The sequence below is a fragment of the Salinivibrio sp. YCSC6 genome (assembly GCF_004916735.1).
In the GTDB taxonomy this organism is placed as follows: domain Bacteria; phylum Pseudomonadota; class Gammaproteobacteria; order Enterobacterales; family Vibrionaceae; genus Salinivibrio; species Salinivibrio proteolyticus.
This window is the reverse complement of sequence record NZ_CP039516.1, coordinates 301,565-327,605: the sequence shown is the minus strand read 5'-3', so window position 1 is coordinate 327,605 and position 26,041 is coordinate 301,565. Positions and strand designations below refer to the sequence as shown.

23 protein-coding genes and 1 riboswitch are annotated in these 26,041 nt (G+C 52.6%); of the genes, 17 read left to right on the top strand and 6 right to left on the bottom strand.

Annotated elements, in window-relative coordinates; translation table 11 throughout:
* Position 1: 1 nt before the first annotated feature.
* The 8 genes from leuB (at position 2) to E8E00_RS01445 (ending at position 8,606) form a co-directional block, all read left to right on the top strand.
* Positions 2-1,096 (top strand): 3-isopropylmalate dehydrogenase, encoded by a 1,095-nt coding sequence (gene leuB, locus E8E00_RS01480; RefSeq protein ID WP_069590986.1) that lies wholly within the window; start codon positions 2-4, stop codon positions 1,094-1,096.
* A 21-nt stretch (positions 1,097-1,117) separates the two neighbouring features.
* Positions 1,118-2,539 carry a 3-isopropylmalate dehydratase large subunit gene (leuC, locus tag E8E00_RS01475; RefSeq protein WP_096629993.1) on the top strand — a complete coding sequence of 474 codons (1,422 nt, stop codon included), beginning with the start codon at positions 1,118-1,120 and terminating at the stop codon, positions 2,537-2,539.
* 9 nt (positions 2,540-2,548) lie between these two features.
* Positions 2,549-3,151 (top strand): 3-isopropylmalate dehydratase small subunit, encoded by a 603-nt coding sequence (leuD, locus tag E8E00_RS01470; protein WP_069590982.1) that lies wholly within the window; start codon positions 2,549-2,551, stop codon positions 3,149-3,151.
* Between the two features lie 119 nt (positions 3,152-3,270).
* A complete protein-coding gene (locus E8E00_RS01465; protein WP_069589570.1) occupies positions 3,271-4,062 on the top strand; it encodes a DUF547 domain-containing protein in 792 nt (263 codons plus the stop codon).
* A gap of 38 nt (positions 4,063-4,100) precedes the next feature.
* Positions 4,101-4,202: riboswitch (TPP riboswitch) on the top strand.
* 52 nt (positions 4,203-4,254) lie between these two features.
* The gene (thiB, locus tag E8E00_RS01460) at positions 4,255-5,241 is read left to right on the top strand and encodes a thiamine ABC transporter substrate binding subunit (protein WP_069589736.1); all 987 of its coding nucleotides are present in this window, start codon (positions 4,255-4,257) and stop codon (positions 5,239-5,241) included.
* Positions 5,242-5,246: 5 nt separating this feature from the next.
* Positions 5,247-6,836 carry a thiamine/thiamine pyrophosphate ABC transporter permease gene (gene thiP, locus E8E00_RS01455; RefSeq protein ID WP_096629996.1) on the top strand — a complete coding sequence of 530 codons (1,590 nt, stop codon included), beginning with the start codon at positions 5,247-5,249 and terminating at the stop codon, positions 6,834-6,836.
* Positions 6,830-7,534 carry a thiamine ABC transporter ATP-binding protein gene (thiQ, locus tag E8E00_RS01450; RefSeq protein WP_096629999.1) on the top strand — a complete coding sequence of 235 codons (705 nt, stop codon included), beginning with the start codon at positions 6,830-6,832 and terminating at the stop codon, positions 7,532-7,534. Before thiP ends, thiQ begins: the two co-directional genes overlap by 7 nt.
* Before the next feature lie 67 nt (positions 7,535-7,601).
* Positions 7,602-8,606: a GGDEF domain-containing protein gene (locus E8E00_RS01445; protein WP_096630002.1), complete on the top strand. Its 1,005-nt coding sequence runs from the start codon at positions 7,602-7,604 to the stop codon at positions 8,604-8,606.
* 36 nt (positions 8,607-8,642) lie between these two features.
* On the opposite strand, the gene E8E00_RS01440 is transcribed toward E8E00_RS01445, so the two are convergent.
* Positions 8,643-10,016 carry a PhoH family protein gene (locus E8E00_RS01440; protein ID WP_077481301.1) on the bottom strand — a complete coding sequence of 458 codons (1,374 nt, stop codon included), beginning with the start codon at positions 10,014-10,016 and terminating at the stop codon, positions 8,643-8,645.
* A 311-nt stretch (positions 10,017-10,327) separates the two neighbouring features.
* Between E8E00_RS01440 and rapA the strand changes: the two genes are divergently transcribed.
* The 3 genes from rapA (at position 10,328) to E8E00_RS01425 (ending at position 15,072) form a co-directional block, all read left to right on the top strand.
* Entirely contained in the window at positions 10,328-13,237 is a 2,910-nt protein-coding gene (rapA, locus tag E8E00_RS01435; protein WP_096630005.1) for an RNA polymerase-associated protein RapA, read from the top strand.
* Positions 13,238-13,276: 39 nt separating this feature from the next.
* The gene (gene rluA, locus E8E00_RS01430) at positions 13,277-13,996 is read left to right on the top strand and encodes a bifunctional tRNA pseudouridine(32) synthase/23S rRNA pseudouridine(746) synthase RluA (protein WP_096630008.1); all 720 of its coding nucleotides are present in this window, start codon (positions 13,277-13,279) and stop codon (positions 13,994-13,996) included.
* 86 nt (positions 13,997-14,082) lie between these two features.
* Positions 14,083-15,072, top strand: coding sequence for a D-2-hydroxyacid dehydrogenase (locus tag E8E00_RS01425; protein WP_371414228.1), 990 nt, complete (start codon positions 14,083-14,085; stop codon positions 15,070-15,072).
* Here E8E00_RS01425 and djlA read toward each other — a convergent pair.
* On the bottom strand, positions 15,069-15,902 hold the full coding sequence (djlA, locus tag E8E00_RS01420) for a co-chaperone DjlA (RefSeq protein ID WP_096630013.1): 834 nt from the start codon (positions 15,900-15,902) through the stop codon (positions 15,069-15,071). The genes E8E00_RS01425 and djlA overlap by 4 nt on opposite strands.
* Positions 15,903-16,056: 154 nt before the next feature.
* On the opposite strand from djlA, the gene lptD reads away from it, so the two are divergent.
* Genes lptD through apaH form a run of 6 tightly spaced genes read left to right on the top strand, consistent with a single transcriptional unit; the run spans position 16,057 to position 22,760 of the window.
* Positions 16,057-18,381, top strand: coding sequence for an LPS assembly protein LptD (lptD, locus tag E8E00_RS01415; protein ID WP_077640569.1), 2,325 nt, complete (start codon positions 16,057-16,059; stop codon positions 18,379-18,381).
* Positions 18,382-18,435: 54 nt separating this feature from the next.
* Positions 18,436-19,731 (top strand): peptidylprolyl isomerase SurA, encoded by a 1,296-nt coding sequence (surA, locus tag E8E00_RS01410; protein ID WP_096630015.1) that lies wholly within the window; start codon positions 18,436-18,438, stop codon positions 19,729-19,731.
* The gene (gene pdxA, locus E8E00_RS01405; protein WP_096630017.1) at positions 19,721-20,707 is read left to right on the top strand and encodes a 4-hydroxythreonine-4-phosphate dehydrogenase PdxA; all 987 of its coding nucleotides are present in this window, start codon (positions 19,721-19,723) and stop codon (positions 20,705-20,707) included. The genes surA and pdxA overlap by 11 nt, the downstream gene beginning before the upstream one ends.
* Positions 20,704-21,510, top strand: coding sequence for a 16S rRNA (adenine(1518)-N(6)/adenine(1519)-N(6))-dimethyltransferase RsmA (gene rsmA, locus E8E00_RS01400; protein ID WP_096630020.1), 807 nt, complete (start codon positions 20,704-20,706; stop codon positions 21,508-21,510). Before pdxA ends, rsmA begins: the two co-directional genes overlap by 4 nt.
* A 14-nt stretch (positions 21,511-21,524) precedes the next feature.
* On the top strand, positions 21,525-21,908 hold the full coding sequence (gene apaG / locus E8E00_RS01395; protein WP_069589589.1) for a Co2+/Mg2+ efflux protein ApaG: 384 nt from the start codon (positions 21,525-21,527) through the stop codon (positions 21,906-21,908).
* Positions 21,909-21,929: 21 nt separating this feature from the next.
* Complete coding sequence (apaH, locus tag E8E00_RS01390) at positions 21,930-22,760, top strand: bis(5'-nucleosyl)-tetraphosphatase (symmetrical) ApaH (protein ID WP_096630023.1); 831 nt, start codon at positions 21,930-21,932, stop codon at positions 22,758-22,760.
* Here apaH and folA read toward each other — a convergent pair.
* The 4 genes from folA to cgtA form a co-directional block, all read right to left on the bottom strand.
* A complete protein-coding gene (gene folA, locus E8E00_RS01385) occupies positions 22,757-23,239 on the bottom strand; it encodes a type 3 dihydrofolate reductase (protein ID WP_096630025.1) in 483 nt (160 codons plus the stop codon). The two genes, apaH and folA, sit on opposite strands and share 4 nt — an antisense overlap.
* An 18-nt stretch (positions 23,240-23,257) precedes the next feature.
* Complete coding sequence (locus tag E8E00_RS01380; protein ID WP_077455813.1) at positions 23,258-23,722, bottom strand: threonine/serine exporter family protein; 465 nt, start codon at positions 23,720-23,722, stop codon at positions 23,258-23,260.
* Positions 23,719-24,498 (bottom strand): threonine/serine exporter ThrE family protein, encoded by a 780-nt coding sequence (locus tag E8E00_RS01375; RefSeq protein WP_069589598.1) that lies wholly within the window; start codon positions 24,496-24,498, stop codon positions 23,719-23,721. Before E8E00_RS01375 ends, E8E00_RS01380 begins: the two co-directional genes overlap by 4 nt.
* A gap of 200 nt (positions 24,499-24,698) precedes the next feature.
* On the bottom strand, positions 24,699-25,862 hold the full coding sequence (gene cgtA / locus E8E00_RS01370; RefSeq protein WP_069589601.1) for an Obg family GTPase CgtA: 1,164 nt from the start codon (positions 25,860-25,862) through the stop codon (positions 24,699-24,701).
* Between the last annotated feature and the right edge of the window lie 179 nt (positions 25,863-26,041).

The window sequence follows — 26,041 nt, the reverse complement described above, 5'->3', positions numbered from 1 at the left end:
CATGGCCAGCGCACACCAGATTGCAATTTTACCCGGCGACGGTATCGGCCCCGAAGTAATGGCGCAAGCCGAAAAAGTGCTTGATGCGGTGAGTGAGCGATTCTCACTCACCTTGGAGCGTCAGCATTATCCTGTGGGCGGTGCCGCGATTGATGCCCACGGCTCTCCGCTGCCAGCACACACCTTGGCTGGCTGTGAAAAAGCGGATGCGATTTTATTTGGCTCAGTCGGCGGCCCCAAGTGGGAGCATTTACCGCCAACCGAACAACCGGAGCGCGGTGCCTTACTGCCGCTACGCAAGCACTTTGGTCTGTTTTGTAATTTGCGTCCGGCACAAATCCATACCGGTCTCGAAGGCTTTTGCCCGCTGCGCGCCGACATTGCCGACAAAGGCTTTAACATCGTGGTGGTGCGAGAGCTGACCGGCGGGATTTATTTTGGTGAGCCAAAAGGGCGCGAAGGCGAAGGCCGCGAGGAAAAAGCGTTTGATACGGAAGTCTATCATCGCTATGAAATTGAGCGTATTGCCCGTATTGCCTTTCAATCGGCCCAGCTTCGCAACAAACACGTGTGCTCAATCGATAAAGCCAATGTGCTGCAAAGCTCGATGCTGTGGCGTGAAGTGGTAGAAGAAGTAGCAAAGGACTATCCAGATGTCCGCTTAAGCCATATGTATATCGACAACGCCACCATGCAGTTGATCAAAGACCCGTCGCAATTTGATGTGATGCTATGCTCGAACATTTTCGGCGACATCATCTCCGATGAGTGCGCCATGATCACTGGCTCAATGGGCATGTTGCCATCCGCGAGCTTGAACGCGAGTAAATTTGGTTTGTATGAACCCGCCGGCGGCTCTGCACCCGATATTGCGGGTAAAAATATCGCCAACCCAGTGGCGCAAATTCTCTCCGCCGCGCTCATGCTGCGCTACTCGTTAGGCGAAGAAGACGCAGCCTGCGCGATTGAGCATGCAGTCAGCCACGCGCTGGCGGCCGGTGAGTTGACCGCAGATCTAGCAGGTAACCGCCCCGCATTGAGTACCGAACAAATGGGCGATCGTATCGCCGCCTATATCCGCCAAGGCGCAGAATAATTACCCGTAAGGATACGAGCTATGTCGAATGCAAACACCCAACAAGGCGCTAAGACCTTGTATGAAAAAATCTATCAAGCCCATGTGGTCACCGAGCAGCCAGGCGAAGCGCCGCTACTGTATATCGACCGTCATTTGGTGCACGAAGTGACCTCACCACAAGCCTTTGATGGCCTGCGTGAAAAAGGGCGCCCCGTGCGCCAAGTGAGCAAAACTTTCGCCACCATGGATCACAATGTCTCCACCGAAACCAAAGACATTAACGCGTCAGGGGAAATGGCGCGCATCCAAATGGAAACCTTGGCCAAAAACTGCGAAGAGTTCGGTGTCACTCTGTACGACTTAAATCATCCTTACCAAGGCATTGTGCATGTGATGGGCCCCGAGCTTGGCATTACCCTGCCCGGCACCACCATCGTCTGTGGTGATTCGCACACCGCAACCCACGGTGCCTTCGGCTCCCTCGCCTTTGGTATTGGCACCTCAGAAGTCGAACACGTACTGGCCACCCAAACACTCAAGCAATCCCGCGCCCGCACGATGAAAATTGAAGTCACGGGCAAAACAGCCCCCGGGATCACTGCCAAAGATATTGTCCTAGCGATTATTGGCAAGGTCGGTCATGCCGGCGGCACTGGGCATGTGGTGGAGTTTTGCGGGGACGCTATCACTGCCTTGTCGATGGAAGGGCGAATGACGGTCTGCAACATGGCCATCGAATTAGGTGCCAAAGCTGGCCTGATCGCGCCAGATGACACCACCTTTGCCTACCTAAAAGACAAAAAATTTGCCCCTAAAGGCGAGCAATGGCAGCAAGCCGTTGCGTATTGGCAAACCTTGCACTCGGATGCCGATGCGCACTTTGATCGCGTGGTCACTCTCGATGGCAGTCAAATCCATCATCAAGTCACATGGGGCACCAACCCCGGCCAAGTGGTCAGTGTGCATGATAGCGTGCCTGCTCCAGAGAGCATGACCGACCCGATAGAGCGCCACTCGGCTGAGCGAGCCTTAAAGTACATGGGACTGACGGCAGGCCAAGCCATTACAGATATCCACATCGATAAAGTCTTTATTGGCTCTTGCACCAACTCACGGATTGAAGACATGCGCGCAGCCGCCGCGGTCGCCAAAGGACGACGCGTGGCAGAGGGTGTACATGCCATGGTGGTGCCGGGCTCCGAGCAGGTGCGCGCCCAAGCAGAGCAAGAAGGGCTGGATGTGATTTTCCGCGAAGCGGGCTTTGAGTGGCGCTTGCCCGGCTGCTCGATGTGTTTGGCAATGAACAACGATCGCTTAGGCCCCAAAGAGCGCTGTGCATCCACCAGCAACCGTAACTTTGAAGGCCGCCAAGGCCGTGAAGGCCGCACCCACTTGGTCAGCCCTGCGATGGCCGCCGCCGCTGCTATTGCCGGTCATTTTATTGACGTTAACCAATTATAAGGAGGCCTTATGTCAGGCATACACACTCATACCGGCATTGTTGCCCCATTGGATGCGGCGAACGTCGATACTGATGCGATCATCCCTAAACAGTTTTTGCAAAAAGTCACCCGTACTGGCTTTGGTCAGCACCTGTTTCACGATTGGCGCTTTTTAGACGATGCGGGTAAACAGCCGAACCCCGAGTTTGTGCTCAATCAAGCGCGCTACCAAGGGGCGAGCGTGTTACTCACCCGCGAAAACTTTGGCTGTGGCTCGTCACGCGAACATGCTCCTTGGGCGCTGGATGATTACGGTTTTAAAGTGATTATCGCCCCCAGTTTTGCCGATATTTTCTATGGCAACTGCATTAATAACCAAATGGTGCCGGTAACCCTTGAAGAAGGCCAAATCGATGCTTTATTTACGTATGTGGCCGAAAATGAAGGCGCGACGGTAACGCTAGATTTGCCCGCCCAAACCATCCGTGCCGGTGAACACTGCTTTAGCTTCCAGATGGATGATTTTCGCCGTCATTGCTTGTTGGAAGGATTAGATAGCATTGGCCTCACGCTTCAGCACGACGCTGAGATCTCGCGCTTTGAGCAAAACATTCCCGCCTTTTTGGCATAAGACAACACTTTAACCACTAAAACGCTGCTTGAGCAGCGTTTTTTTATGGCCATGAAAGCAAACATGGCGCAAGCTGGTCTAGGATATAAACAAGATACGCTCGCGATTGAGGAAGCGGTATGCGAACACGGATCACGCTCATTTTTTGGTTACTCGTTGCTTTTCCAGCTTTGGCCGCCCCGAAAGCCGATTACTGGGCAATGTGGGATACGCACAACCCCGCCAGCCAAGCCACATTTACTCATCACAGCTGGCAAGTATTACTCGATAAGTATTTACAGCCTCAAGGACAGCACACCTTATTTAACTACGCAGCCGTCACCGAGGCCGATAAAGCGACTCTCGATCATTACATTGGCATGCTCACCGCGCGCGACCCGCGCACCCTGACCAAAGACGAACAATACGCGTATTGGGTTAATCTCTACAATTCAGTCACCGTAAAGCTCATTTTGGACGCGTATCCTGTCCGTTCAATCACCAAACTCGGTGGCCTGTTTAGCTTTGGACCTTGGGATGATGAGGTGGTCACGGTGGCAGGTGAACCCCTTACCTTGAATGATATTGAGCACCGCATTCTGCGCCCGCTATGGCAAGATCCGCGTACCCACTATGCCGTCAATTGTGCCAGCCTTGGCTGTCCGAACCTGCAGCCACAAGCCTTTCAAGCCGACACCTTGGAGGCACAATTAGAACAAGCCGCCTACACCTTTATTAACAGTGATAAAGGCGTCAGTCAGCAAGGCGAACAATGGCAGCTTTCTTCTATCTATGAGTGGTTTAAGGCCGATTTTGGCGGCAGTGAACAAGGGGTGATCGCCCATATCAATCAATACCGCGATATCAAGCTTCCCGAGGATGCACGCTTAGACTATGACTACGACTGGGCGCTTAACCGAACCGCTGACTAAAAGGCTTGGTTAACCCTAAGCCAATCAGTACAATGGCGTGGTACTCATTGGGGAGCCTCTTGGCTGAGATTGCGCGCCGCGCTAAACCCATCGAACCTGATCCAGCTAACACTGGCGTAGGGATTGAGACTTGATGATGTCATCAACCAGCCTCAACACCCACGCCCAACTTAGGAGCGTGCTGTGAAAGTCATTACGTCTGTTTTAACCGTACTTTCTTTGTCTCTGTTATCGCTTGGCGCCCGCGCCGCTGACCCGCTGACTATTTATACCTACGACTCATTTATCGCCGAGTGGGGCGCAGGGCCGAAAATCAAAACCGCCTTCGAGAAACGCTGTAACTGTGAGGTCGAGTTTGTGTCCCTTGAAGACGGCGCAGCCTTGCTCAACCGCATGCGGATTGAAGGCAGTACCACCAGCGCCGATATCGTGCTGGGTATGGACACCAATTTAATGAAAGAAGCGGAGCGGAGCGGCATTGTCGCCGAGCACGCAGTGAATACGGAGCGCCTACAGGTACCCGGCGGTTGGGATAATCCCTACTTTATCCCCTACGATTACGGCTACTTTGCCTTCGTGTATGACACCACGCGCCTGCTCGATCCGCCCAAGAGCTTGAAAGCCTTGATTGAAGATCGTGATGACATCAGTGTGATTTACCAAGATCCCCGTGTCTCCACCGTTGGCCAAGGCTTAATGCTGTGGATCCAGAAAGTATACGGCGATCAAAGTCAGCAAGCATGGCGTGATCTCGCGGAGAACACCATTACCGTGACCAAAGGCTGGACCGAGGCGTACAATATGTTCCTGAACAAGGAAGCAGACATGGTGCTCTCTTACACCACATCACCGGCTTACCATCTGGTTGCAGATGATGATGACCGCTTTGCCGCCGCGACGTTTGAAGAAGGCCATTATATGCAGATTGAAGTGGCCGCGAAATCAGCCTACACCGACCAGCCAGAACTGGCGGATGCGTTTTTACAGTTTATGATTAGCGATGAAGCGCAGTCGATCATTCCCCTTACGCAATGGATGTACCCTGTTACTGATATCACGTTACCAGATGCCTTCTATACCTTGAATAAACCCGAGAAGAGCCTGCTTTATCAACCCGATGAAGTGATGGGCAACCGTCAACAATGGGTGCGTGACTGGCAAACAGCGTTGGTTGAATAGTCGTCATGCTCAATCCTTCACGCACCTGGCCGGGCAGTCTCGCGGCCAGTCTCGTCGTGCTTTTAATTGGCAGCGCCCTATGGGCGCTGTTCTCTCACAGCCAAGATCTTAACCTTGAGGCACTATGGCAAGATGCCTACCTTCGTCACGTCACCGTATTTAGCTTCAAGCAAGCCACTTTATCAGTGATCCTCAGCGTGGGATTAGCGATTCCTGTTGCCCACGCCCTGTCGCGTCGCGAGTTTGCCGGTAAACGTTGGTTGTTGAAACTGTTTGCCATGACCCTAGTGCTGCCTGTGCTGATCGGGGTATTTGGCTTGGTGGCCATTTTTGGTCGCAGCGGCTTGATCGCCGACACCCTACAACATTTTGATCTTTCCATGCCGTTTTCCATTTATGGATTGAGCGGCATTTTGCTGGCACACGTGTTTTTCAACTTACCATTTTCCGCCCAGATCATGGTGCAAGCGCTCGAGGGGATCCCCGCCGATCAACGCCGCTTAGCGACGCAATTAGGTTTAGGTGGCTGGCAGCGTTTTCGTCACCTTGAATGGCCTTATCTTCGCCAAAGTTTGCCCCATATCGTCGGACTGGTGTTTATGCTCTGCTTTACCAGTTTTGCTACCGTCATGGCGCTTGGCGGCGGCCCCAAAGCCACCACCATAGAGCTGGCCATTTACCAAGCCATTCGCTTTGACTTTGACTTGCAAACCGGCGCGGCATTGGCGCTATGGCAGATGATGCTGTGCGGCACTATTGCGTTTGTGGTGCAAACATTCACACGCGCGGTGCCGAATACACCCAGTGAAGTATTACCGTTGCCGCATGCCCTCGATAGCCGAGCGGCGAAATGCTGGGATCTGCTCTGGATAACCTTGGTCTTGCTTCTCGTATTGCCGCCACTGGGTGTGGTGCTGTATCGCGGGCTCAACCCAAGTGCGCTCACTGTCCTTGCCGATACAGCGTTATGGCAAGCCACCATGCACTCATTATGGGTGGCCACCGGCGCGACCGCTATCGCATTTGTGTTGGCAATTGCGGTGATCTTAGCCAGCCGTCACTGGCGGTTTCATGGTCAAAAAAGGCGAGCCGATGGTATTGAGACGCTAGGAGCCTTGATTCTGGTAGTGCCCAGTATCGTATTAAGTACAGGACTGTTTTTGCTGTTTCGCCAATTTAGCGATGTCTTTAGCCTCGCCTTGTGGTTGGTGATGGGAGTCAATGCCCTGATGGCGTTACCTTACTTGATTAAGGTGCTCAGTGCCCCCGCCTATCAAGTGGCGCAATCTTATCATGCACTCTGTGCCACCTTAGGCGTGCGTGGGATCACTCGCTTGCGCTTAATTGAATGGCAGTGCTTACGCCGCCCAATAGCACGTGGCCTCGCGGTCAGCTTTGTCCTCTCGATGGGCGATCTCAGCGCCATCTCTTTATTTGGTAGCCAACACTTTCAAACACTGCCTTTGTATCTATTTCGTCTGATGGGCAGTTATCAAATGGATGCGGGCGCCGCGGCGGCCATGCTGTTATTAGCGACCAGTTTAGGCAGCTACGCTCTGATCATCCGCCTCGTCCAATGGAGACACGCATGCTAACCCTTTCCAATATCACGTATCGCTACCAGCAAGCGTGGATGCACTTCGACGCTCACATCGCGCCGGGAGAGATTGTTGCTGTACTCGGCCCAAGTGGCGCCGGGAAAAGCACCTTACTCTCTCTGATTGCAGGATTGATTGCTCCTGATAGTGGCGAGATTTTGATTGCAGGTAAGCCAGTCACTACCGCGCCGGCTCACCAGCGCCCACTCTCCATCCTGTTTCAAGAGCATAATGTCTTCACCCACTTATCGGTGTTTGACAACATGGCGATTGGACTTTCGCCCTCACTCAAACTCAGTCACGCACAAAAAGAGAGCGTGAGAAACGCCGCGGACGCAGTGGGGCTGACACCTTATTTAGATCGTTTGCCCGGCGCATTGTCCGGCGGGCAGCGCCAGCGGATTGCACTCGGACGAAGTATTGCGCGTCAACAGCCTCTGTTATTACTTGATGAGCCCTTTTCAGCCCTTGACCCTGCGTTGAAAAAAGACATGTTAGCCTTAGTGAAACGGACCGCCCACGCGCAAGGTACAACCGTTTTGATGGTGACCCATCACCCCGACGATGCGAAAGCCATTGCCTCTCGTTTTCTTTACGTCGATGAGGGACAGGTTGCCTTATCTCGCCCCGTGGCGGATCTGAATGCGCCCCCACCGGCCATGCATCGTTACATGGGCATGATGGAATCCCCCTAATAGATGGCGCCTCCTCGATTGGCTTCTATACTGACAACAGGAATAGACCCTTTTAAGGAGGCGCTTTGTGCCCGCCAGTAGCATTCAGATACTCGACTCTATCGTCGATTTCACAGCCAAAACTGAAGTTGATGCGATTACCAAGAGCCTACTGACGTCGATCCTTGAGTTAACGCCTATCAGTGAAGTGGTGTTACTTGATTATTGCTCTGGACTGAATCCCCCTTTCACGGTGCTGGGTACCAATGACAACAGCGCCTTTCAGCAAGAAAATATCGAACAAGTAGATGCACTGCTGGAAGACTGCCTCGAGAGCCAAGAGGTCACCATGCATCAGGCTTACGATCACACCTTGGTTGCTGTCCCTATCTATTACGAAAAAGACGAGGACATTCGCGGTGTCTTATGTGGCCGCGCAGAGCAATTAAACGAGGAACAGCTCGCTATGGTGTCTGGCCTCATTCACATCTATGAGAACTATCAACAAATCATTATGGCCAGCGAGCGAGACAGCTTCACCGGTCTATTCAATCGCAAGGTACTGACCAAAAAATTAGACCTGATTAGTGATCGCTTAGCGCAAGCGCCCGCGGCGATGGACAGCGACTTGGATCAGGCGAGTTATCCTTGGATTTGTATTTTTGATGTCGACCATTTCAAGCAAATTAATGATAACTTTGGCCATGTATTTGGCGATGAAGTCATTTTGTTGCTCGCGTCTTTAATGCGACAAACCTTTTCTGTCGAAGACACCCTGTTTCGCTACGGCGGGGATGAATTTGTGGTGTTACTTCATCCTTGCACACGCGCCATGGCCGAACAAAAAGCCAATACCTTTATTGCCAATGTCAACGCGCGCGACTTTGGCGCGGCGGAAACCGTGACCATTTCCATGGGCACAACGCGTATCGATAAAGCGCATCAGAGCACCAGTACCTTATTGGGTAATGCGGATCAGGCGCTTTATCACGCCAAGCAAAACGGTCGCAATCAAGTGGCTTTCTACGAAGAATTGCTGGAAAGCGGCATCATCAAAACCTTTGTTGCCGCAGACGATGTCGAGCTGTTTTAACTGTAGAAAAACACGGCGGCTGAGCCGCCGGTTCGGTTAAAGGTTTTCTTCGGCAAACTCAGCAAGACGACTGCGTACTACCCCATTGAGGTATACGCACGCACTGCCCTCGAAATTTTTAAATCGCTCGACAATGTAAGTCAGCCCTGAGGTGACCGGCGTGAGGTAGGGGGAGTCGATTTGCGCTAAGTTGCCTGAGCAAACCAGCTTAGTCCCTTCACCACAGCGGGTGATAATGGTCTTCAGTTGCGAGGCAGTCAGGTTCTGGCACTCATCCAAGATCACAAACGCGTTTTGAATCGAGCGACCACGCATAAAGTTAATCGACTTAAACTGTAAGTTGGCTTTCTCCATGATGTAACGCATCGAGCCATCCGTGCATTCATCATTCATGTGCAGTGCTTCTAACGTATCGGTCACCGCTCCCAGCCAAGGCAGCATTTTTTCCTCTTCCGTGCCCGGCAAATAACCGATCGATTCACCAATATCTGGGGTGTTGCGGGTAACGATGATCTTGTCATACATTCCCTTTTCCACCACCTGTTCTAGCGCGGCGGCCATCGCCAGAATGGTTTTCCCGCACCCTGCCGGCCCGGTCAAAATGGTTAGATCAATGGTCGGGTCCAGTAACGCGTCCATCGCCATGCCTTGGTAGATATTTTTCGGCTTTACATCCCAAGCACTGCGGTGCATCAGTCGCTCGCGACTAAGGTCTTTAATGATCGCTTTTTCACCATTGATGGCTTGAATGCGTGCCGCGAAATCGTCGCTTTCATCCAATAAGTACTGGTTAACGAACGGCGTTTCCAATAATTCAGACGGTAAGGTGTGGAGGGTATCTGAGCCATACGCTTGGCTATCACATTCCCCGACTTTGTCCCAAAAACTGCCCTCAAAGGTATGAAACCCTTTGGTCAGCAATCGCACATCGTCAATCAATTGATCCGTGCGATAGTCTTCCACATACATCACTCCCGCGCCTTTAGCGCGCAGTCGCATATTAATATCTTTGGTCACCAATACGACTTTGCGTGGTGAGCGTTTGGTTTGTAGATATAGCACCGCATTTAAAATTCGGTTATCGCCAGCCTTGTCAGCAAAGGCGTGTACCGTTTCTTTAATTTCAAAGTCGGCCAGTATCGATACGGTGCCCGTCGCATCCCCTTTACCGACGGCAATACCCTCGCCGATTTCATCGGGAGTTGCTTCTTTAAAGATATCTTCCAACGCTCGAATCGCGACACGCGCATCTCGTGAGACATCACGCTTGCTGTCTTTGATGCGGTCAAGCTCTTCGAGGACGGTCATAGGGATCACAACATCGTGTTCTTGGAAGGAGTAAATAGCGAAGGGTTCGTGGAGGAGAATATTGGTATCCAATACAAACAGCTTCCGGTCGGCGTCGCCCATAGGCACCTCCTGTGTCGGCAGTTCACTGTCGGTGACAGCGCTTAAGTTAAGCGTAGACCTGGCATTGGGAATTCCCAATCTATTTCGCTGCGCCACGTCACGCTTTTATCTTTGCCGCGTGATAATGACGTTTGTGTGTCAGCGTGACCTTTGCGGGGATTCATTGAGTTTCATCGTGACGCTCCTCACAAGTTCGAGTACTATTGGCGGCCAATTTTTTCAGTGCCACACTGAATAGCACAGTATTTAAACGGCGCCGCTGTCGCGGGGCTGCGTCTTCGACAATCGAGTTAATTCAGAGGTTTTCCCCTATGTCATTTGCGCTTGGACAACGTTGGATCAGTGATACGGAGCATGATCTAGGACTGGGCACCGTGGTGTCTGTTGACGGCCGTACCGTGACCCTAATGTTTCCTGCTAGTGATGAAACACGGCTGTATGCCAGCCACGATGCACCCGTTACCCGGGTGATGTTCAACCCGGGCGATGAGGTGGAAAGCCATGAAGGCTGGACCATGACAGTCTCGCGTGTTGAGGAAAACGACGGGGTATTAACCTATATCGGTACACGCAATGATACTGGCGAAGACGAAGTGTCTCTGCGGGAAATCTTGCTCAGCCACCAGATTCGTTTTAACAAACCGCAAGACAAGCTGTTTGCTGGCCAACTTGATCGCATGGATCGCTTTGCCTTGCGTTATCGTGCGCTGACCAATCAACACCAGCAACTGCGCAGCCCATTACGCGGTCTAACCGGCATGCGTGCCGGCCTGATCCCCCATCAGCTTTACATTGCTCATGAAGTCGGTCGCCGTCATGCGCCACGCGTATTGCTTGCCGATGAAGTCGGCTTGGGTAAAACCATTGAAGCGGGCATGATCATCCACCAGCAGGTGCTGGCAGGTCGCGCAGAGCGAGTCTTGATTGTGGTGCCCGAAACCTTGCAGCACCAATGGTTGGTCGAGATGATGCGCCGCTTTAATCTGCACTTCTCAATTTTTGATGAAGAACGCTGTGTTGAGGCCCTAGCGGATGCCTACAACCCCTTTGATACCCAACAGTTGGTCCTGTGTTCGCTGGAGTTTTTGCGTAAAAATCGCCGTCGTGTCGAACAAGTCTGTGAGACCCACTGGGATCTGCTAGTCGTCGATGAGGCGCATCACCTGTCATGGGCACCGGATGCCCCCAGCCGCGAATACCAAATCATTGAGAGCATCGCCGAACACACACCGGGCGTGTTGCTACTCACTGCCACACCGGAACAACTTGGCCAACAAAGCCACTTTGCCCGCTTGCGTCTGCTCGACCCAGATCGCTTCTACGATTACGACGCCTTTGTGGAAGAGGCAGCGCAATACGCGCCAGTAGCAGAAGCGGTTGAAGCTTTGCTTGCCGATGCGCCCCTGAGTGATGCGGCACAACATAGCATCCGCACCTTACTCCAAAGCGACGATTTGGAGCAGCGCTTGGCCCTCATCCACAGTGATGATGAGTCGACTCAGCGCGATGCTCGCCAACAGTTAATTGACGATCTCATGGACCGCCACGGGACCGGTCGTGTTCTCTTCCGTAATACTCGTGCAGCAATCAGCGGCTTTCCAACCAGAAAGCTGCACATGCATGCACTTGCTTTACCTAAACAGTATCAAACGGCCATGCGCGTTGCCGAGATGATGGGCGGCCGTCTCGCAGGGGAACAAAAGGCGGTACAAAACCTTTATCCTGAAGACATTTATCAACAGTTCGAAGGCGACAGTGCCAGCTGGTGGGGCTTTGATCCGCGTATCGATTGGTTGCTCGATTACCTGAAAACGCACCGTAACGATAAAGTCCTGATCATTTGTTCACGGGCGCAAACCGCCTTGACCTTAGAGCAGGCGCTGCGTGAGCGCGAAGGGATCCGTGGCACTGTGTTCCACGAAGGCATGTCGATTATCGAGCGAGACAAAGCCGCGGCTTACTTTGCCCAAGAGGAAGGGGGCGCGCAGGTGTTGATCTGCTCGGAGATCGGCTCAGAAGGCCGGAACTTCCAGTTTGCGCATCAGTTGGTGATGTTCGACTTACCTATGAACCCAGACCTTTTGGAGCAGCGTATCGGTCGTCTTGACCGTATCGGCCAGCAACAAGATATTGCCATTCACGTCCCCTATCTTGAAGGCACCGCGCAAACTATTTTGGCGCGCTGGTATCATGAAGGTCTCGACGCGTTTGAAGATACCTGCCCAACCGGCCGTGCGGTGTTCGAGCAATACGGCGAGACCTTACTGACCCTGCTGGCCGCGAACCAACAAGACGACGCCCTCAGCACGCTGATCGAAGACAGCGCTGCCATGAACCAGCGCCTCAAAGCGGAAATGGAGCAAGGTCGCGATAAACTGTTAGAAATGCATTCACATGGTGGGGATGCGGCGAAACAGTTAGCGCAGACGATTGCCGACCAAGATGGCGATACCGGCTTGGTCACCTTTACCTTGGGGCTATTTGATACCATCGGCGTCAACCAAGATGACAAAGGGGAAAATGCGCTGGTAGTCACACCATCAGAACATATGATGGTGCCGAGTTATCCGGGTCTCCCCACCGATGGCTGCACCATCACCTTTGATCGCGATACGGCGCTCAGTCGCGAAGACGTCCAGTTTGTCTCGTGGGAGCACCCTATCGTGCGTGGCGGTATCGACTTGCTACTGAGCGAAAACATCGGCACCACCGCAGTCTCTTTGCTCAAAAACAAAGCGCTGCCGGTGGGCACCTTGTTCCTCGAACTTATCTATGTGGTGGATGCCCAAGCGCCGAAATCAAGCGGGATTCATCGCTTCTTACCGCAAACGCCGGTACGTGTCTTGCTGGATGCGAATGGCAACGATTTATCCGCCAATGTGGAGTTTGAGGGTTTCCATCGCCAGTTAAGCCCCGTCAATCGCCATTTGGGCAGCAAAATGGTTAACTCGGTACAAAGCCAAGTTCATCGTTTGATTGAAAAAAGTGAGCCTTTAGCTGAAAAAGCACTGGGGGAGATTCAAACTCGTGCTCACCAAGAAATGGAAAGCGAGCTGACCCAAGCCTTGGCGCGTTTAGAGGCACTCAAAACCGTCAACCCCAATATCCGTGATGATGAGTTGGATGCCCTACGCGAGCAAATCAGCACCCTTTCACATCACATTCAACACGCGCAGATTGAATTGGACGCCTTGCGTCTGATTGTGGTCAGTCATCAATAATTAAGCGTTAGGCGGGGCCAGCCGGCCCCGATTTATCCTATGGCAATGACAGAATACCATCCCCCCACCGAACCTTGGCTTGATATTCTCTATCAAGATGCGGATTTGGTGGTGATCAATAAACCCAGCGGTTTACTGGCCAATCCTGGCCGCGATCCGGCCCACTACGATAGTGCGTGGTCACGGGTGAAAGACGCCTTTCCCGCAGCGGAGCTGGTCCATCGCTTAGATATGTCGACGTCTGGTGTGATGGCCTTTGCCGCCCACAAAGAGGCTGAGCGAAACCTTAAGGCCCAGTTCCGAGATCGTATTCCGACCAAACTTTACTACGCCGAAGTCTGGGGACATCCTGCTGATCATGAAGGGCACATTGATTTGCCGCTGATTTGTGATTGGCCTAACCGCCCGCGCCAAAAGGTCTGCTTTGAGCATGGGAAACCATCGCAGACACACTATCGCTGTTTACACACCTACCCTAAGACCAGTTTGATGGCCTTGTACCCGCTGACAGGGCGCTCGCACCAGCTTCGTGTGCACATGCAATCGTTGGGACATAGCATCGTTGGCGATGAGTTTTACGCCTCTCCAGAGGCACTCGACTATGCCTCTCGCCTTCATTTGCACGCGGCCGAGCTGAGTTTATTACACCCAACAACCGGCGACGTCATGCATTTTCACGCCCCCTGTGAGTTTTACCCCACGATGCCCACTAATCGCCTTGCCGATGAGTATCAGCTGGCCTCACCCAGCGCGACCTAGCCCCCCGAATTGCCCTCGCGTTCGCTGAAACGATTGCACAATGTGACGATATTTCGCACCCTAGAGCCATGGATTGAGACACGGAGATCAACATGGCTCAGCGTACCCCCGTCAATATCGTCTTTCTCGACCGTAACACCATTCCAGCCCATATTGTGCTGCCCACACCTCACTCACCCCATCACTGGCAAGCCTATGGTGAAACACAGCCTGATGAGGTCGTGTCGCGTTTGCAAAAGGCCGAGGTCGCCATCACCAATAAAGTGGTTATCGATGAGACGGTGCTCGCAGCCTGTCCTAACCTCAAACTGATTGCGGTGGCCGCCACTGGGGTGAACAATGTCGACTTAGCCGCGTGCCAAGCGCGTGGAGTGCAAGTGTGTAACGTCCAAGGTTATGCCACTCAATCGGTACCTGAACACGTCATCGCCCTGATCTTTGCACTTAAACGTCAATTGCTCGGCTACCACCTCGACGTCCAACATGGCGCATGGCAACAGCATGGTCAGTTTTGCTTTTTTACTCACCCAATCGGCAGCGTAGCCGGCAGTAAACTAGGGATTATCGGTAAAGGGGTTTTAGGCGAGGCCGTTGCACGTTTGGCACGCGCAGTCGGCATGACAGTCATGTTTGCTGAGCACCACGGAGCCACTCATTGCCGGGAGGGTTATCTACCCTTTGATGAGGTGATCAGCCGCGCCGATATCCTCTCGTTACACTGCCCGTTAAATCCGAACACCGAAGCTTTAATTAACCGTGATGTCCTCGCCTGCATGCCAAATCATGCCTTATTGATCAATACAGGACGTGGCGGGTTAGTTGATGAACACGCGCTCCTCGACGCCCTAAAAACCGGTCAAATTGGTGGCGCAGGACTAGATGTGCTGAGTGAAGAGCCAGCCCCTGATGATCACCCGCTTATCACCGCATCACTGCCGAATTTAATCGTTACTCCTCACATTGCATGGGGAGCAGATGAAGCGGTGAATCGGCTCAGCCAGCAACTGATGGATAACATTGATGGCTATCTGCAAGGCACACCACAGCACACCTTAATTAACACGGCCGCCCGCTAAATATCGCGGGCTTTTTTAATCACATCGTAAGCTTTTTGAATTTCTTGTGCTTTTTCTTTCGCCAATTCCATCATCTCAGGGGGTAACCCCTTAGCCATCAGCTTGTCAGGATGGTGTTCATTCATCAACTTACGGTACGCTTTCTTCAATTCCTGAGCAGAGGCGGAGGCATCCACGCCGAGTACTTCATAGGCATCATCCACCTCACGTTGACGCGGTGGTGCTCCCGCCCCACCCGCGTGCTGGTGCCAATCCCCTTGGTAACCTCGGCTAAAGCGAAACGCGGCTTCTTGCATGCGTAGACGTTGCTCAAGTTGCTGCGCGGAAAAACCCAACCCCTCAGCAATGATATACAGTAACTCACGCTCTTTCGGGTGCAGCTCTCCATCTGCAAACGCCGCTTGTACTTGCACTTCAAGGAAAAAACTAAGCAGATCCCGCCGCCCTTGGCTTAACGCCCGGATCCCATTTAGAGTTTCTTGTAGCGGGAAATCACTGCCTTTTCCTTCACGAAAGGCGTCTTGCGCGGATTGCCTCGCCGCCCCATGCAATTGCATGCGATCCATAATTAAGCTGGCTAGACGAATCTCTTCCTGTGTGACCTGCCCCTTAGCCTTTGCCACATGTCCCATCACGGCAAAGGTGCCATGAAAAAAGACGCGCTGCGCCTCGGCACCTTGAGCACCGAAACCGCCACCAAAACCGCCCAGTGAGGCGCGTTGCTTGGCTTTATCAAACTGATGACCTAAGAACAGGCCAAGAAAAAAACCGAATGGGCCTCCCAGTAAAATGCCGAGAAAAGCGCCAATTACCTTGCCATATAGTTGCATGCCATGGTCTCATTGCTGGTTTCACACCCTGCACATTTACAGGTGATGCCGGGCGTAAATTGATTTATGATAATCGCATTTTGCAGCCAAAGCATACTGATGCGTTGCCTTCGTGTACACCACGCTATCAGATAAAACAGGAATGTCTTCTTCAATGTCACCGACTGCACGCAGCTTTTTAGCCACCATGATTAGCCTGGCGCTCTATGGCCCAGCGCTTGCTTTTGCCAATGCGGACTCCGCCGACACACCTTGCCCGGACAGCGAGGCGCGGTGTATTCCACCCAGTGAACAAACGCAAGATGTGAACAACGCCCCGATTCGCGTTGTGGCTGATCGTGCCGAAGCCCAATCCAACGAAAAAGCCATTTACAGCGGCAACGTTGAGGTCACCCAAGGGCATCGCAAAATGACCGCGGATACCGCCACGCTGCGCGACCCTGAGCGTATTGTCACCGCTCAAGGCGATGTGGTCTTCAATGATGGGCAAATGATGGTGACCTCGGATTACCTGCAGGCCAACCTTGACACGGAAGACACCACACTCAATAACGCACAGTACAAAATGCTGTGTACACCGGGGCGCGGTGAAGCCAAACGGGTATTTAAAAACGGCACCACCTTCTATGAAATGGAAGACGGTACCTTTACCACCTGTCCGGATGAAGATAAAAGCTGGCGCTTTTCGGCTTCCAAAATCGAAAAAGAAGAAGACAGCCTGTTTGCCGACTTGTATCACCCCAAATTTGAGGTGATGAATGTGCCCGTCTTTTATCTGCCTTATTTACGTGTACCGGTCGAGGATGGGCGCTTAACGGGTTTCCTCTATCCATCAGTGTCGTGGAGTGATCGCGACGGGGTTGAGCTAGAAACCCCATTTTATTGGAATATTCACCCGCAACTTGATGCCACTATCACGCCGAAATACATGTCGGAGCGTGGCGTTCAGCTTAACACCAATATTCGTTATTTAGCCCCATTTGGCAGTGGCTCTTTATATTCCGAGTACCTTCCTGACGACCAGCTCAATCCTGAACTGGATGAGCGCTGGGGCTTTAACTGGAAACACAGTGGCGTCCAAGGTCACTGGCGCTATGAGGCCGATTACAGCAAAGTCAGCGATATTGCTTATTTTCAGAATATCGACTCTGATGTAGGTAAACGGGAAGACAACACCTTGCTACAAACCGGCGAAATCAGCTATCGCGGGTTGGATTGGAATAGCACGGTACGTGTCCGAGATTTCCAAGCACTGACTGAGAATACCAGTGTCTATCGCCTCATGCCGCAGGTAGACCTTAATTACTATGCGCCGCAAACCTTGGGCTGGGCGGATATTAGCTTGCCCGCACAACTGAGCGTGTTTGCCAGTGATGACCCGAACAAACCCGAAGCCACCCGGACCCATTTGGCGCCAACCTTGAGCATTCCCTTCACGCGTCCTTGGTTTAGCGCCACCGCCGAAGCGAGCATGCTCTACACCCATTATGATCAGCGCTTTGATAACGCCTCACCGGATGCGGAGTCGACCGCCAAACTGAGTAAGTCAGTCGAGCGGAAGATCCCCACATTGCGGTTACACTCAGGGCTGGTGCTTGAGCGTAATTTCTGGGCGATGGGGAGCAACTTTAGTCAAACCCTTGAGCCACAAGTGCAGTACTTGTATATCAAGGATGTCAACCAAAGTGATATCTACAACCCGGTGAACTACAACGGGGGCGGCTATGATACTGCGCGCTTACAAACCGATTACTATGGCCTGTTCCGCGGTAATCAGTTCAGTAGTATCGACTTTATCAACCCCGCTAACCAGCTCACCTACGGGGCAACCACGCGCTTTTATGACAGCGGTTATAAAGAGCGATTTAACCTGTCGTTTGGTCAAATCTATTATTTTGATCGTTCCTCGGATGAGGATGTAGATGCGTTCGATTATTCCGCGTGGGCGCTCGAGGGGGAAGCCAATTTTAACGACAACTTCTTTGTTCGCGGCTCCATGCAGTACGACAGCAACTTAAGTGAGTTGCAATTCGGTAATGCGATTGCGGAATACCGTCAGGATGGCTTTTACGCGCAAACCAGCTATCGTTACGTGGCGCAGGAGTACATAGTGTCGACCTTGCCAAACCGAGATATCAGCAAGCTAACGGACGATGGATTGTCGCAAGCAGGTGTCGTGACAGGCTTCCCACTTTGGAACGGGCTGAGCTTTAAAGGGCAATACTGGCGCGATCTGACCCAAGATGTCATGCTGGAAAACCAGTTTAGCCTGACTTACCGTTCTGACTGCTGGGTCATTGGGCTGAGCTACAATGAGTACTTGCTCTCGCGCTCTAACATCAACAGCGATCCTGAATACGACAACAACGTCACCCTCTCGTTTAGTCTGCTGGGTCTCGGCGCACAAAGCGGTTTCAACTTCAGTACAGACTCAGGAAACGCCCTTGGCTACCGCGATCCTTTTGCGCTGAAGAACTAACACGGCACACTGTGGTCTGGACAGTAGAACGATTTTTAAAGAAGTGGACAAAGCATGAACAAATGGAGTCACGCCCTCATCACTGGCGTTTTAGTGTTGCTTACACCTTTTTCCCACGCAGCACCCAAAGAGCTGGATCGCGTGGTCGCTGTAGTTAACGACGGGGTCGTGCTGAACAGTGATATGGAAGCCATGCGTCGCACCGTGACGCTGAACGCACAACAAAATGAGCGTCAACTGCCACCAGCCTCCGTGTTGGAAGAGCAAATGCGCGAACGCTTAATTGTCGAAGAGCTGCAATTACAAGAAGCGAAGCGTTTAGGCATTCAAATTGACGATAGCCAGCTACAACAGGCAATTACTAATATCGCCAAAGAACAGTCGCTGAGCCTCGATGAGCTGCGCAAACAAGTTAGCGCGCAAGGCACCTCTTGGGCGCAATACCGCGAACAAGTGCGCCGCGAGCTGACCATTTCAGAAGCACGCAATGCCCAAGTGCGTCGTCGGATCAGCATTTTGCCTCAAGAAGTCGAATCCTTGGCCAAGCAGCTGAACGAACAGCAACTACAAAAAGTGCGCTACAAGCTGTCTCACATCCAACTAAAACTGGATGATGACGCGGATAAAGCCACGCGCGACGCCGTGAAAAAGCAAGCATTTGAGCTTGTCGACAAACTGCGCCACGGTGGAAAAGTTGCCGATTTAGCCATGGCATACTCGAAAGGGCCGAAAGCGCTCGACGGGGGAGATTGGGGCTGGCTACGTTTAGAGGAAATGCCGACCATCTTTGCCGACCAGATCAGTAACCAAGGGAAAGGTGCCATTATTGGTCCCTTCCGCAGTGGTGTGGGCTACCATATTCTTAAAATCACCGATGTAGAAGGACTCGAGACCGTCGCGGTGACTGAGGTTAAAGCGCGTCATATTTTGATTAAGCCATCAATCGTCCTTAGTGACAAAGGTGCGCAAAAAGAGCTGAATGACATCATCGCCCAGATCAAACGAGGTGATCAGAGTTTTGCCGATTTAGCTAAACAGTACAGTGATGACCCTGGCTCGGCCGTCAATGGGGGTGACTTAGGCTGGTCAACCACAGATGTCTATGTCCCTGCCTTTAAAGCCAAAGTGGATGCCCTTCCACAAGGCCAGATCAGCGAGCCATTCAAAACAGTACATGGCTGGCATATTGTTGAAGTCACCGACCGTCGCGAAGTGGATAAAACCGATGCAGCGGTGAAAAACCGAGCCTATCGTATGCTGTTTAACCGCAAGTTTAACGAAGAAGCACAAGCATGGTTGCAAGAGTTACGCGCCGGTGCGTACGTTGAGGTACTCGGCGATGACCGTTAAGCGTATTGCCATCACTCCGGGAGAGCCTGCGGGGATTGGCCCTGATTTAATTTTAGCGATGGCACAACATCCTTGGCCACACCAACTGGTGGTGGTGGCCAATCGAGACATGTTGGCAGAACGCGCCAAGACACTTGGTCTATCAGTGACGCTTGAGCACTACGACGCCACGCAGCCAGCCACGCCACACCAAGCCGGTACGCTGATTGTCGAAGATATACCGCTCGGCGCGCCTGTTGTAGCGGGCCGCTTAGATGAAGCCAATGGCCGCTACGTGCTTGAAGCACTGACACGCGCTGCTGAAGGGAATCTCAACGGTGAATTTGCTGCCATTGTCACTGGCCCCGTTCACAAAGGCATTATCAACCGTGCTGGTGTTTCATTTAGCGGTCATACTGAGTTTTTTGCTCAACACGCGAACGTTAATCAGGTCGTGATGATGCTGGCCACTGAAGGCTTGCGTGTCGCACTCGTGACCACCCATATCCCGCTCGCCTACGTCGCCAAAGCGATCACCCGAGAGCGTCTGCATGATGTGATTGCGATTTTGCATCAAGACTTGCAAGAGAAATTCGCCATCAAGCAGCCACGTATTTATATCTGTGGTCTCAACCCGCACGCTGGGGAAGACGGCTGTCTGGGTCGCGAAGAAATTGACATCATTGAACCTGCACTCGACGAGTTACGCGAGCAAGGGATGGACTTGGTCGGACCGCTCCCTGCTGATACGCTTTTCCAAGAGAAATATCTGCAAGATGCCGATGCTGTACTGGCGATGTATCACGACCAAGGCTTACCTGTGTTAAAATTCAAAGGATTTGGGCGCTCAGTGAATATCACTTTGGGTCTCCCTTTTATCAGAACATCAGTAGATCATGGTACCGCACTGGATTTAGCAGGTACTGGTACGGCGGATACAGGAAGCCTGCGGACGGCCATCTCCCACGCCATTGAATTAGTAGATAGCAAAGCATGAGCGATAAAGTCCACCAAGGCCACCGCGCCAGAAAACGTTTCGGACAAAACTTCCTAAACGACCCTTACATCATTGACGGCATTGTTTCGGCCATCAATCCGCAATCCGGTGAAAATCTGGTTGAGATTGGTCCGGGCCTGGGCGCATTGACTGAGCCTGTCACCGAGCAAGTGGATCATTTAAACGTGGTCGAGCTTGACCGCGATCTGGCCGCCCGCCTGCGTAGCCACCCATTTATGGCCAGCAAGTTAACCGTTCACGAAGCGGATGCGATGCAGTTTGATTTTGCCGAGCTTGCCAAGCAAGGGCCTTTGCGGATTTTCGGTAATCTGCCTTACAACGTCTCGACCCCTTTGATGTTCCATCTGTTTTCATTTGCAGGCCATGTGCAAGACATGCACTTTATGTTGCAAAAGGAAGTGGTAAACCGCTTGGCGGCGGGTCCAGGAACCAAAGCGTACGGTCGATTAACCGTTATGGCGCAATATTACTGTCAGGTCATTCCGGTACTAGAAGTCCCACCCAGCGCGTTTAAACCTGCGCCTAAAGTGGACTCGGCTGTGGTTCGCCTCATCCCACACAAAACGCTGCCGCACCCTGCAACGAGCATGCAATGGTTAGAGCGCGTTTGTCGTGAGGGCTTCAACCAACGCCGAAAAACCATACGTAACGGTTTCAAATCCTTGGTGAGTGTGGACACACTGACCGAGCTCGGTATTGACCCTAGTTTGCGACCGGAGCATTTGACGCTGGAGCAGTTTGTCAACTTGGCAAACTGGCTGGGCGCCAACCATCAACAATAAACAGGAGCCTTGACTTGCAAGCCACCGATAACCCGCAATTCGAGATTAATATCGCGACCCAATACGTCGAAGATCAATCCGAGCCGGACAACGAGCGCTTTGTGTTTTCTTACACCGTCACCATTAAAAACCAAGGTGATGCGCCCGCACAGTTGATGCGACGCAAGTGGTTAATCACAGATGCCAACGGTAAAGAGCTCGAGATTGAGGGCGAAGGGGTGGTGGGAGAGCAACCCAGTATTGCCGCGGGAGAAAAGTATACCTATACCAGTGGCACCATCATTGAAACGCCTGTGGGCGTGATGCAGGGTTTCTATACCATGCAAGATCAAGCCGATAACCAGTTTAAAGTGGAAATTGAGCCGTTCCGCCTCGCGCTCCCTAACATTCTTCACTAACGTCCCTCAAGGAGGCCACACATGGCTACCTATCTTATCGGGGATATTCAAGGTTGTTACCAAGAACTGCGCGCGCTGTTGGCGCGCGTTGATTTCTCCCCCGCTCACGATACCCTCTATGTCGCGGGTGATTTGGTCGCTCGCGGACCGGACTCCTTATCCGTGTTGCGCTATCTTCATGCGCTCGGCGCGTCAGCCAAGATAGTCCTTGGCAACCACGATCTGCATCTATTAGCCGTTGCACACGGGATTAAACCGGCCAAGCCCAAAGACCGTACCCAACCGATCCTCGACGCGCCAGACCGAGAAACATTGCTTCAATGGTTAGCGGCTCAGCCTCTGTTAATCGACGAATCAGCGCGAGACGACGGTGGCTTTTTGCTGACCCACGCGGGGATTAGCCCACAATGGGATAAAGCGACGGCTGTCGCCTGCGCGCGTGAAGTCGAAGCCATACTGCACAGCAATGAGCAAACGTGGTTATTACGACATATGTATGCGGATCAACCCGATCACTGGGAGGAAACGCTGGAAGGCCTGCCTCGCTACCGCTATATCATCAATAGTTTGACCCGGATGCGATTTTGCTGGCCCGATGGTCGCCTCGATATGCAATGCAAGCTACCTCCCGCGAAAGCGGCAGACACTGGTCTCATCCCTTGGTTTGAGGTGGCGCGCCAACAACCACTGGGACACGCGATTGTGTTTGGCCATTGGGCGGCTTTAGGGGGAACCATCCAGCCCGGCTTATACGGGCTGGATACAGGCTGTGTTTGGGGCGGTGAGTTAACCTTGCTGCGTTGGGAAGACAAGGTTTGCTTTACCCAACCAGCGCTCAATGGCGGTGCTTAACCACGCTCCCAAACCGTAAAAGTCAGTGGGTGGGCGTTTTTCTCGTCCGGTGCATGAGTTTCACTGGCCACTTGCGTCCACCCTTCACCCCAGTCGGGGAAACGAGTATCGCCTTCAACATGGGTGTCGATAAAGGTGAGATACAAGCGATCCGCGCGCGGCAAAAACGCGTCATAAATGGTCCCACCGCCAATCACCATCACCTCAGCCACATCACCCACCGCGGCCAGCGCCTGCTCAGGTGAAGCGACCACGGTCACGCCGTCTGGTTGATAGTCAGGATCGCGGCTGATCACAATATTGGTACGCTTTGGTAAAGGGCGGCCAATCGACTCAAAGGTTTTACGCCCCATCACCACAGGAAGCCCTAGGGTGGTGCGCTTAAACCACGCTAAATCAGCCGGCAAATGCCAAGGCATCTGGTTATCTTTTCCAATTACTCGGTCTTTTGCCATTGCGGCAATTAAGCTGACTCGCATTACGCTGGCCTCATTGAATTAAATCACTGGTCGGCGACGATAAAATAATAACCCCGGCATCGCAAGGCCAATGGCTAATGCGGCCAAGATAAACCCAGCGCTAATCAAATTCTCCATCAAGCTGGCCCACAAGGCCGGCGTGTATCCTTGGTTATTGATAGTCACCAAAGCGATCATCGCTTTAAACGCGTAAACGCCGGGGATCATGGGAATGATGGCAGCGACGGTAAATACCTTAGGATGGGCCAGAAAGCGCTGAGACCAATACACCCCTAAAAACCCGATGGTGGTAGCGCCCGCGAGCGTCGCCCACTCGATAGCCATACCCGACTCCATCAACACAAACCTTAGCCCATGACCAATCGCGCCGCCGTAAGCGCAGTATTTGAGCGCCTTGGCAGGCACATTGAAGACCAAAGCAAACCCCACCGCGGGGATCATGGCAAAAAACATATCTTCCAATAGGGCAAGCAGCAAACTCATAACCACCCCCATGCACCGACAAGGTTCATCGCCCCGACAATGCCGAGCGCGGTGGCGAGGGTCAGTAACGATGCCATGGTCCAGCGTGCAATCCCCATATCGACAAACCCTTTCACCATGTCAGAGACCGCGTTAATGAGCGGATAACCCGGCACCAACATCAACACCGACGATGCCATGATCAGAAAAGGTTCATTGCCCCAATTCATCACCGTCCCCACGCTTGAAATTAAGGTGGTCACCATGGCGGTAAGCGCAAAAGTGAGCAAAGGATTAAACTGACGGTGGGCAAGTAGTTGGCGCACACGCATGCCGCACGCCGATGCGACAAAGGTTAAGGCAAAGATAACCGCATCACCACCGGCCAACCGGCTAAACGCGGCACAGGAAAGCCCTATCATGCCCACCACTAGCCAAGGAGGATAACGATGAGGCTTGATGCGGGTGAGACGCTTACGCACCGCTGGCGCGTCGAGAATGCCCTTTTCCGCGAGGATCACCGTGCGCTGAATATCCGTTACCACCTGCATATTGATCCCGCGGTCGGGGCACTGTCTCGCAGTGGTAATGCAATGGCCGCGGTTCAAGGTGGTGACCACCAATGAACTGGCTGATAGCGCGAGCTCGACACTGTCTAGCCCCAACGCTTTGCCCAAGCGAATGCTGACATCGCTCACCAGTTTACTCTCTGCACCATGTTGCAAAAGTCGCTGCCCGACTTCTATGACCAAACGTGAAATCGCACGCTGTTCTGGTTCGGTTAACCGTCTCGTCACCCGCTATCCCTCTCGCCTTTATCTACTGTCGCAGTATTGATGAATAACTGCTTAAAATCTTTGATGCAAATAAAACACCTCCGATTTCCTTGTCGGAATTGGGCAGCGTACCTTTTTCTGCGCTCAGCCAATACAGCGGCGATCAAACATGGCGACGATAGGCATAAAAAAACCGCTGCTCGTGAGCAGCGGTTGTCAGATTAAGGCTTGTAGATGATTTCGACGTCGTAGTCGTCTTCATCCCAATCGTCCCAATCATCGTCGTCATCGTCCGACTGATTGAGTTTCTTCTCGTGGTAATCATCCCACTTGAAGGCCACCGTTTCATCCTCTGGTTCAACCTCTGGCGTCGGTGCCGGTAAGGTATCAATAAAGCCCATCAGATCGTAAATCAGTGGCTGGACGTTCGCCTTGTTGATCGCAGAGATCGCGTAATATTTATCATCCCACGCGAGCGCCTCTAACACACGGTCGATTTGCTCTTGCGCCTGCTCTTCTGGCATGAGGTCGACTTTGTTAAAGACCAACCAACGCGGCTTATCTGCCAGCTTCTCACTGTATTGGTTTAACTCATCAATGATGGTAAACGCATTGTCGACCGGATCGGTACCATCCACAGGCATTAGATCAATCATGTGCAACAAGACACGGCAGCGCTCAAGGTGTTTCAAGAAGCGAATACCCAGTCCCGCGCCATCGGCAGCCCCTTCAATCAGGCCCGGAATATCCGCCACAACAAAGCTTTTATCGGCAGCGACACGGACCACGCCAAGGCTTGGCACCAAGGTGGTAAAGGGGTAATCAGCGACCTTTGGTTTAGCTGCCGACACCGCGCGAATAAAGGTTGATTTACCCGCATTCGGCAAGCCTAACATGCCCACATCGGCGAGGAGCAACAGCTCTAGGCGCAGCTGACGGACTTCCCCTTTAGTCCCCATGGTTTTTTGGCGTGGCGCGCGGTTGACGGATGATTTGAATCGGGTATTACCCAACCCATGGAAGCCGCCTTTTGCCACCATGACTTTCATGCCATGTTGGGTCAAATCGGCAATCACTTCACCAGTATCTTCATCGACAGCACGGGTACCAACAGGCACATTCAGCACCAAATCATCACCGCGTTTTCCGGTACAGTTACCACCGCGACCATTTTCACCACGCCCTGCGGCATGAAAGCGCTCGAATTGGTAATCAATCAGGGTGTTAAGGTTCTCGTCGGCGAGCAGGTATACATCACCGCCATCGCCACCGTCGCCGCCATCTGGGCCCCCTTTGGGCACATACTTTTCACGTCGGAAGCTGACGGTACCATTGCCGCCGTCACCCGCGTCTACGCGAATTATCGCTTCATCTACAAACTTCATGCTAACTTCTCCGCACCAGCGGCCAGAAACATCTCGTTCCCGGGCTGCTAGCCTTATCCCAGATTGGTGTGTGGCGATCTTATCGATCTTAGGATCAATTTTCAGCCTTGGCTGACTTTCTGCTTACCGTGGATTGGCGGCGGCTCGACGAGGGATCACCAGACACAATAAAAAGCCCC

Bases quoted from the DNA above. Each gene is read 5' to 3' on its own strand.
- leuB (WP_069590986.1), top strand. From the start codon at position 2: ATGGCCAGCGCACACCAGATTGCAATTTTACCCGGCGACGGTATCGGC.
- leuC (WP_096629993.1), top strand. From the start codon at position 1,118: ATGTCGAATGCAAACACCCAACAAGGCGCTAAGACCTTGTATGAAAAA.
- leuD (WP_069590982.1), top strand. From the start codon at position 2,549: ATGTCAGGCATACACACTCATACCGGCATTGTTGCCCCATTGGATGCG.
- E8E00_RS01465 (WP_069589570.1), top strand. From the start codon at position 3,271: ATGCGAACACGGATCACGCTCATTTTTTGGTTACTCGTTGCTTTTCCA.
- thiP (WP_096629996.1), top strand. From the start codon at position 5,247: ATGCTCAATCCTTCACGCACCTGGCCGGGCAGTCTCGCGGCCAGTCTC.
- thiQ (WP_096629999.1), top strand. From the start codon at position 6,830: ATGCTAACCCTTTCCAATATCACGTATCGCTACCAGCAAGCGTGGATG.
- E8E00_RS01440 (WP_077481301.1), bottom strand. From the start codon at position 10,016: ATGGGCGACGCCGACCGGAAGCTGTTTGTATTGGATACCAATATTCTC.
- rapA (WP_096630005.1), top strand. From the start codon at position 10,328: ATGTCATTTGCGCTTGGACAACGTTGGATCAGTGATACGGAGCATGAT.
- rluA (WP_096630008.1), top strand. From the start codon at position 13,277: ATGGCAATGACAGAATACCATCCCCCCACCGAACCTTGGCTTGATATT.
- djlA (WP_096630013.1), bottom strand. From the start codon at position 15,902: ATGCAACTATATGGCAAGGTAATTGGCGCTTTTCTCGGCATTTTACTG.
- lptD (WP_077640569.1), top strand. From the start codon at position 16,057: ATGTCACCGACTGCACGCAGCTTTTTAGCCACCATGATTAGCCTGGCG.
- surA (WP_096630015.1), top strand. From the start codon at position 18,436: ATGAACAAATGGAGTCACGCCCTCATCACTGGCGTTTTAGTGTTGCTT.
- pdxA (WP_096630017.1), top strand. From the start codon at position 19,721: ATGACCGTTAAGCGTATTGCCATCACTCCGGGAGAGCCTGCGGGGATT.
- rsmA (WP_096630020.1), top strand. From the start codon at position 20,704: ATGAGCGATAAAGTCCACCAAGGCCACCGCGCCAGAAAACGTTTCGGA.
- apaH (WP_096630023.1), top strand. From the start codon at position 21,930: ATGGCTACCTATCTTATCGGGGATATTCAAGGTTGTTACCAAGAACTG.
- folA (WP_096630025.1), bottom strand. From the start codon at position 23,239: ATGCGAGTCAGCTTAATTGCCGCAATGGCAAAAGACCGAGTAATTGGA.
- E8E00_RS01380 (WP_077455813.1), bottom strand. From the start codon at position 23,722: ATGAGTTTGCTGCTTGCCCTATTGGAAGATATGTTTTTTGCCATGATC.
- cgtA (WP_069589601.1), bottom strand. From the start codon at position 25,862: ATGAAGTTTGTAGATGAAGCGATAATTCGCGTAGACGCGGGTGACGGC.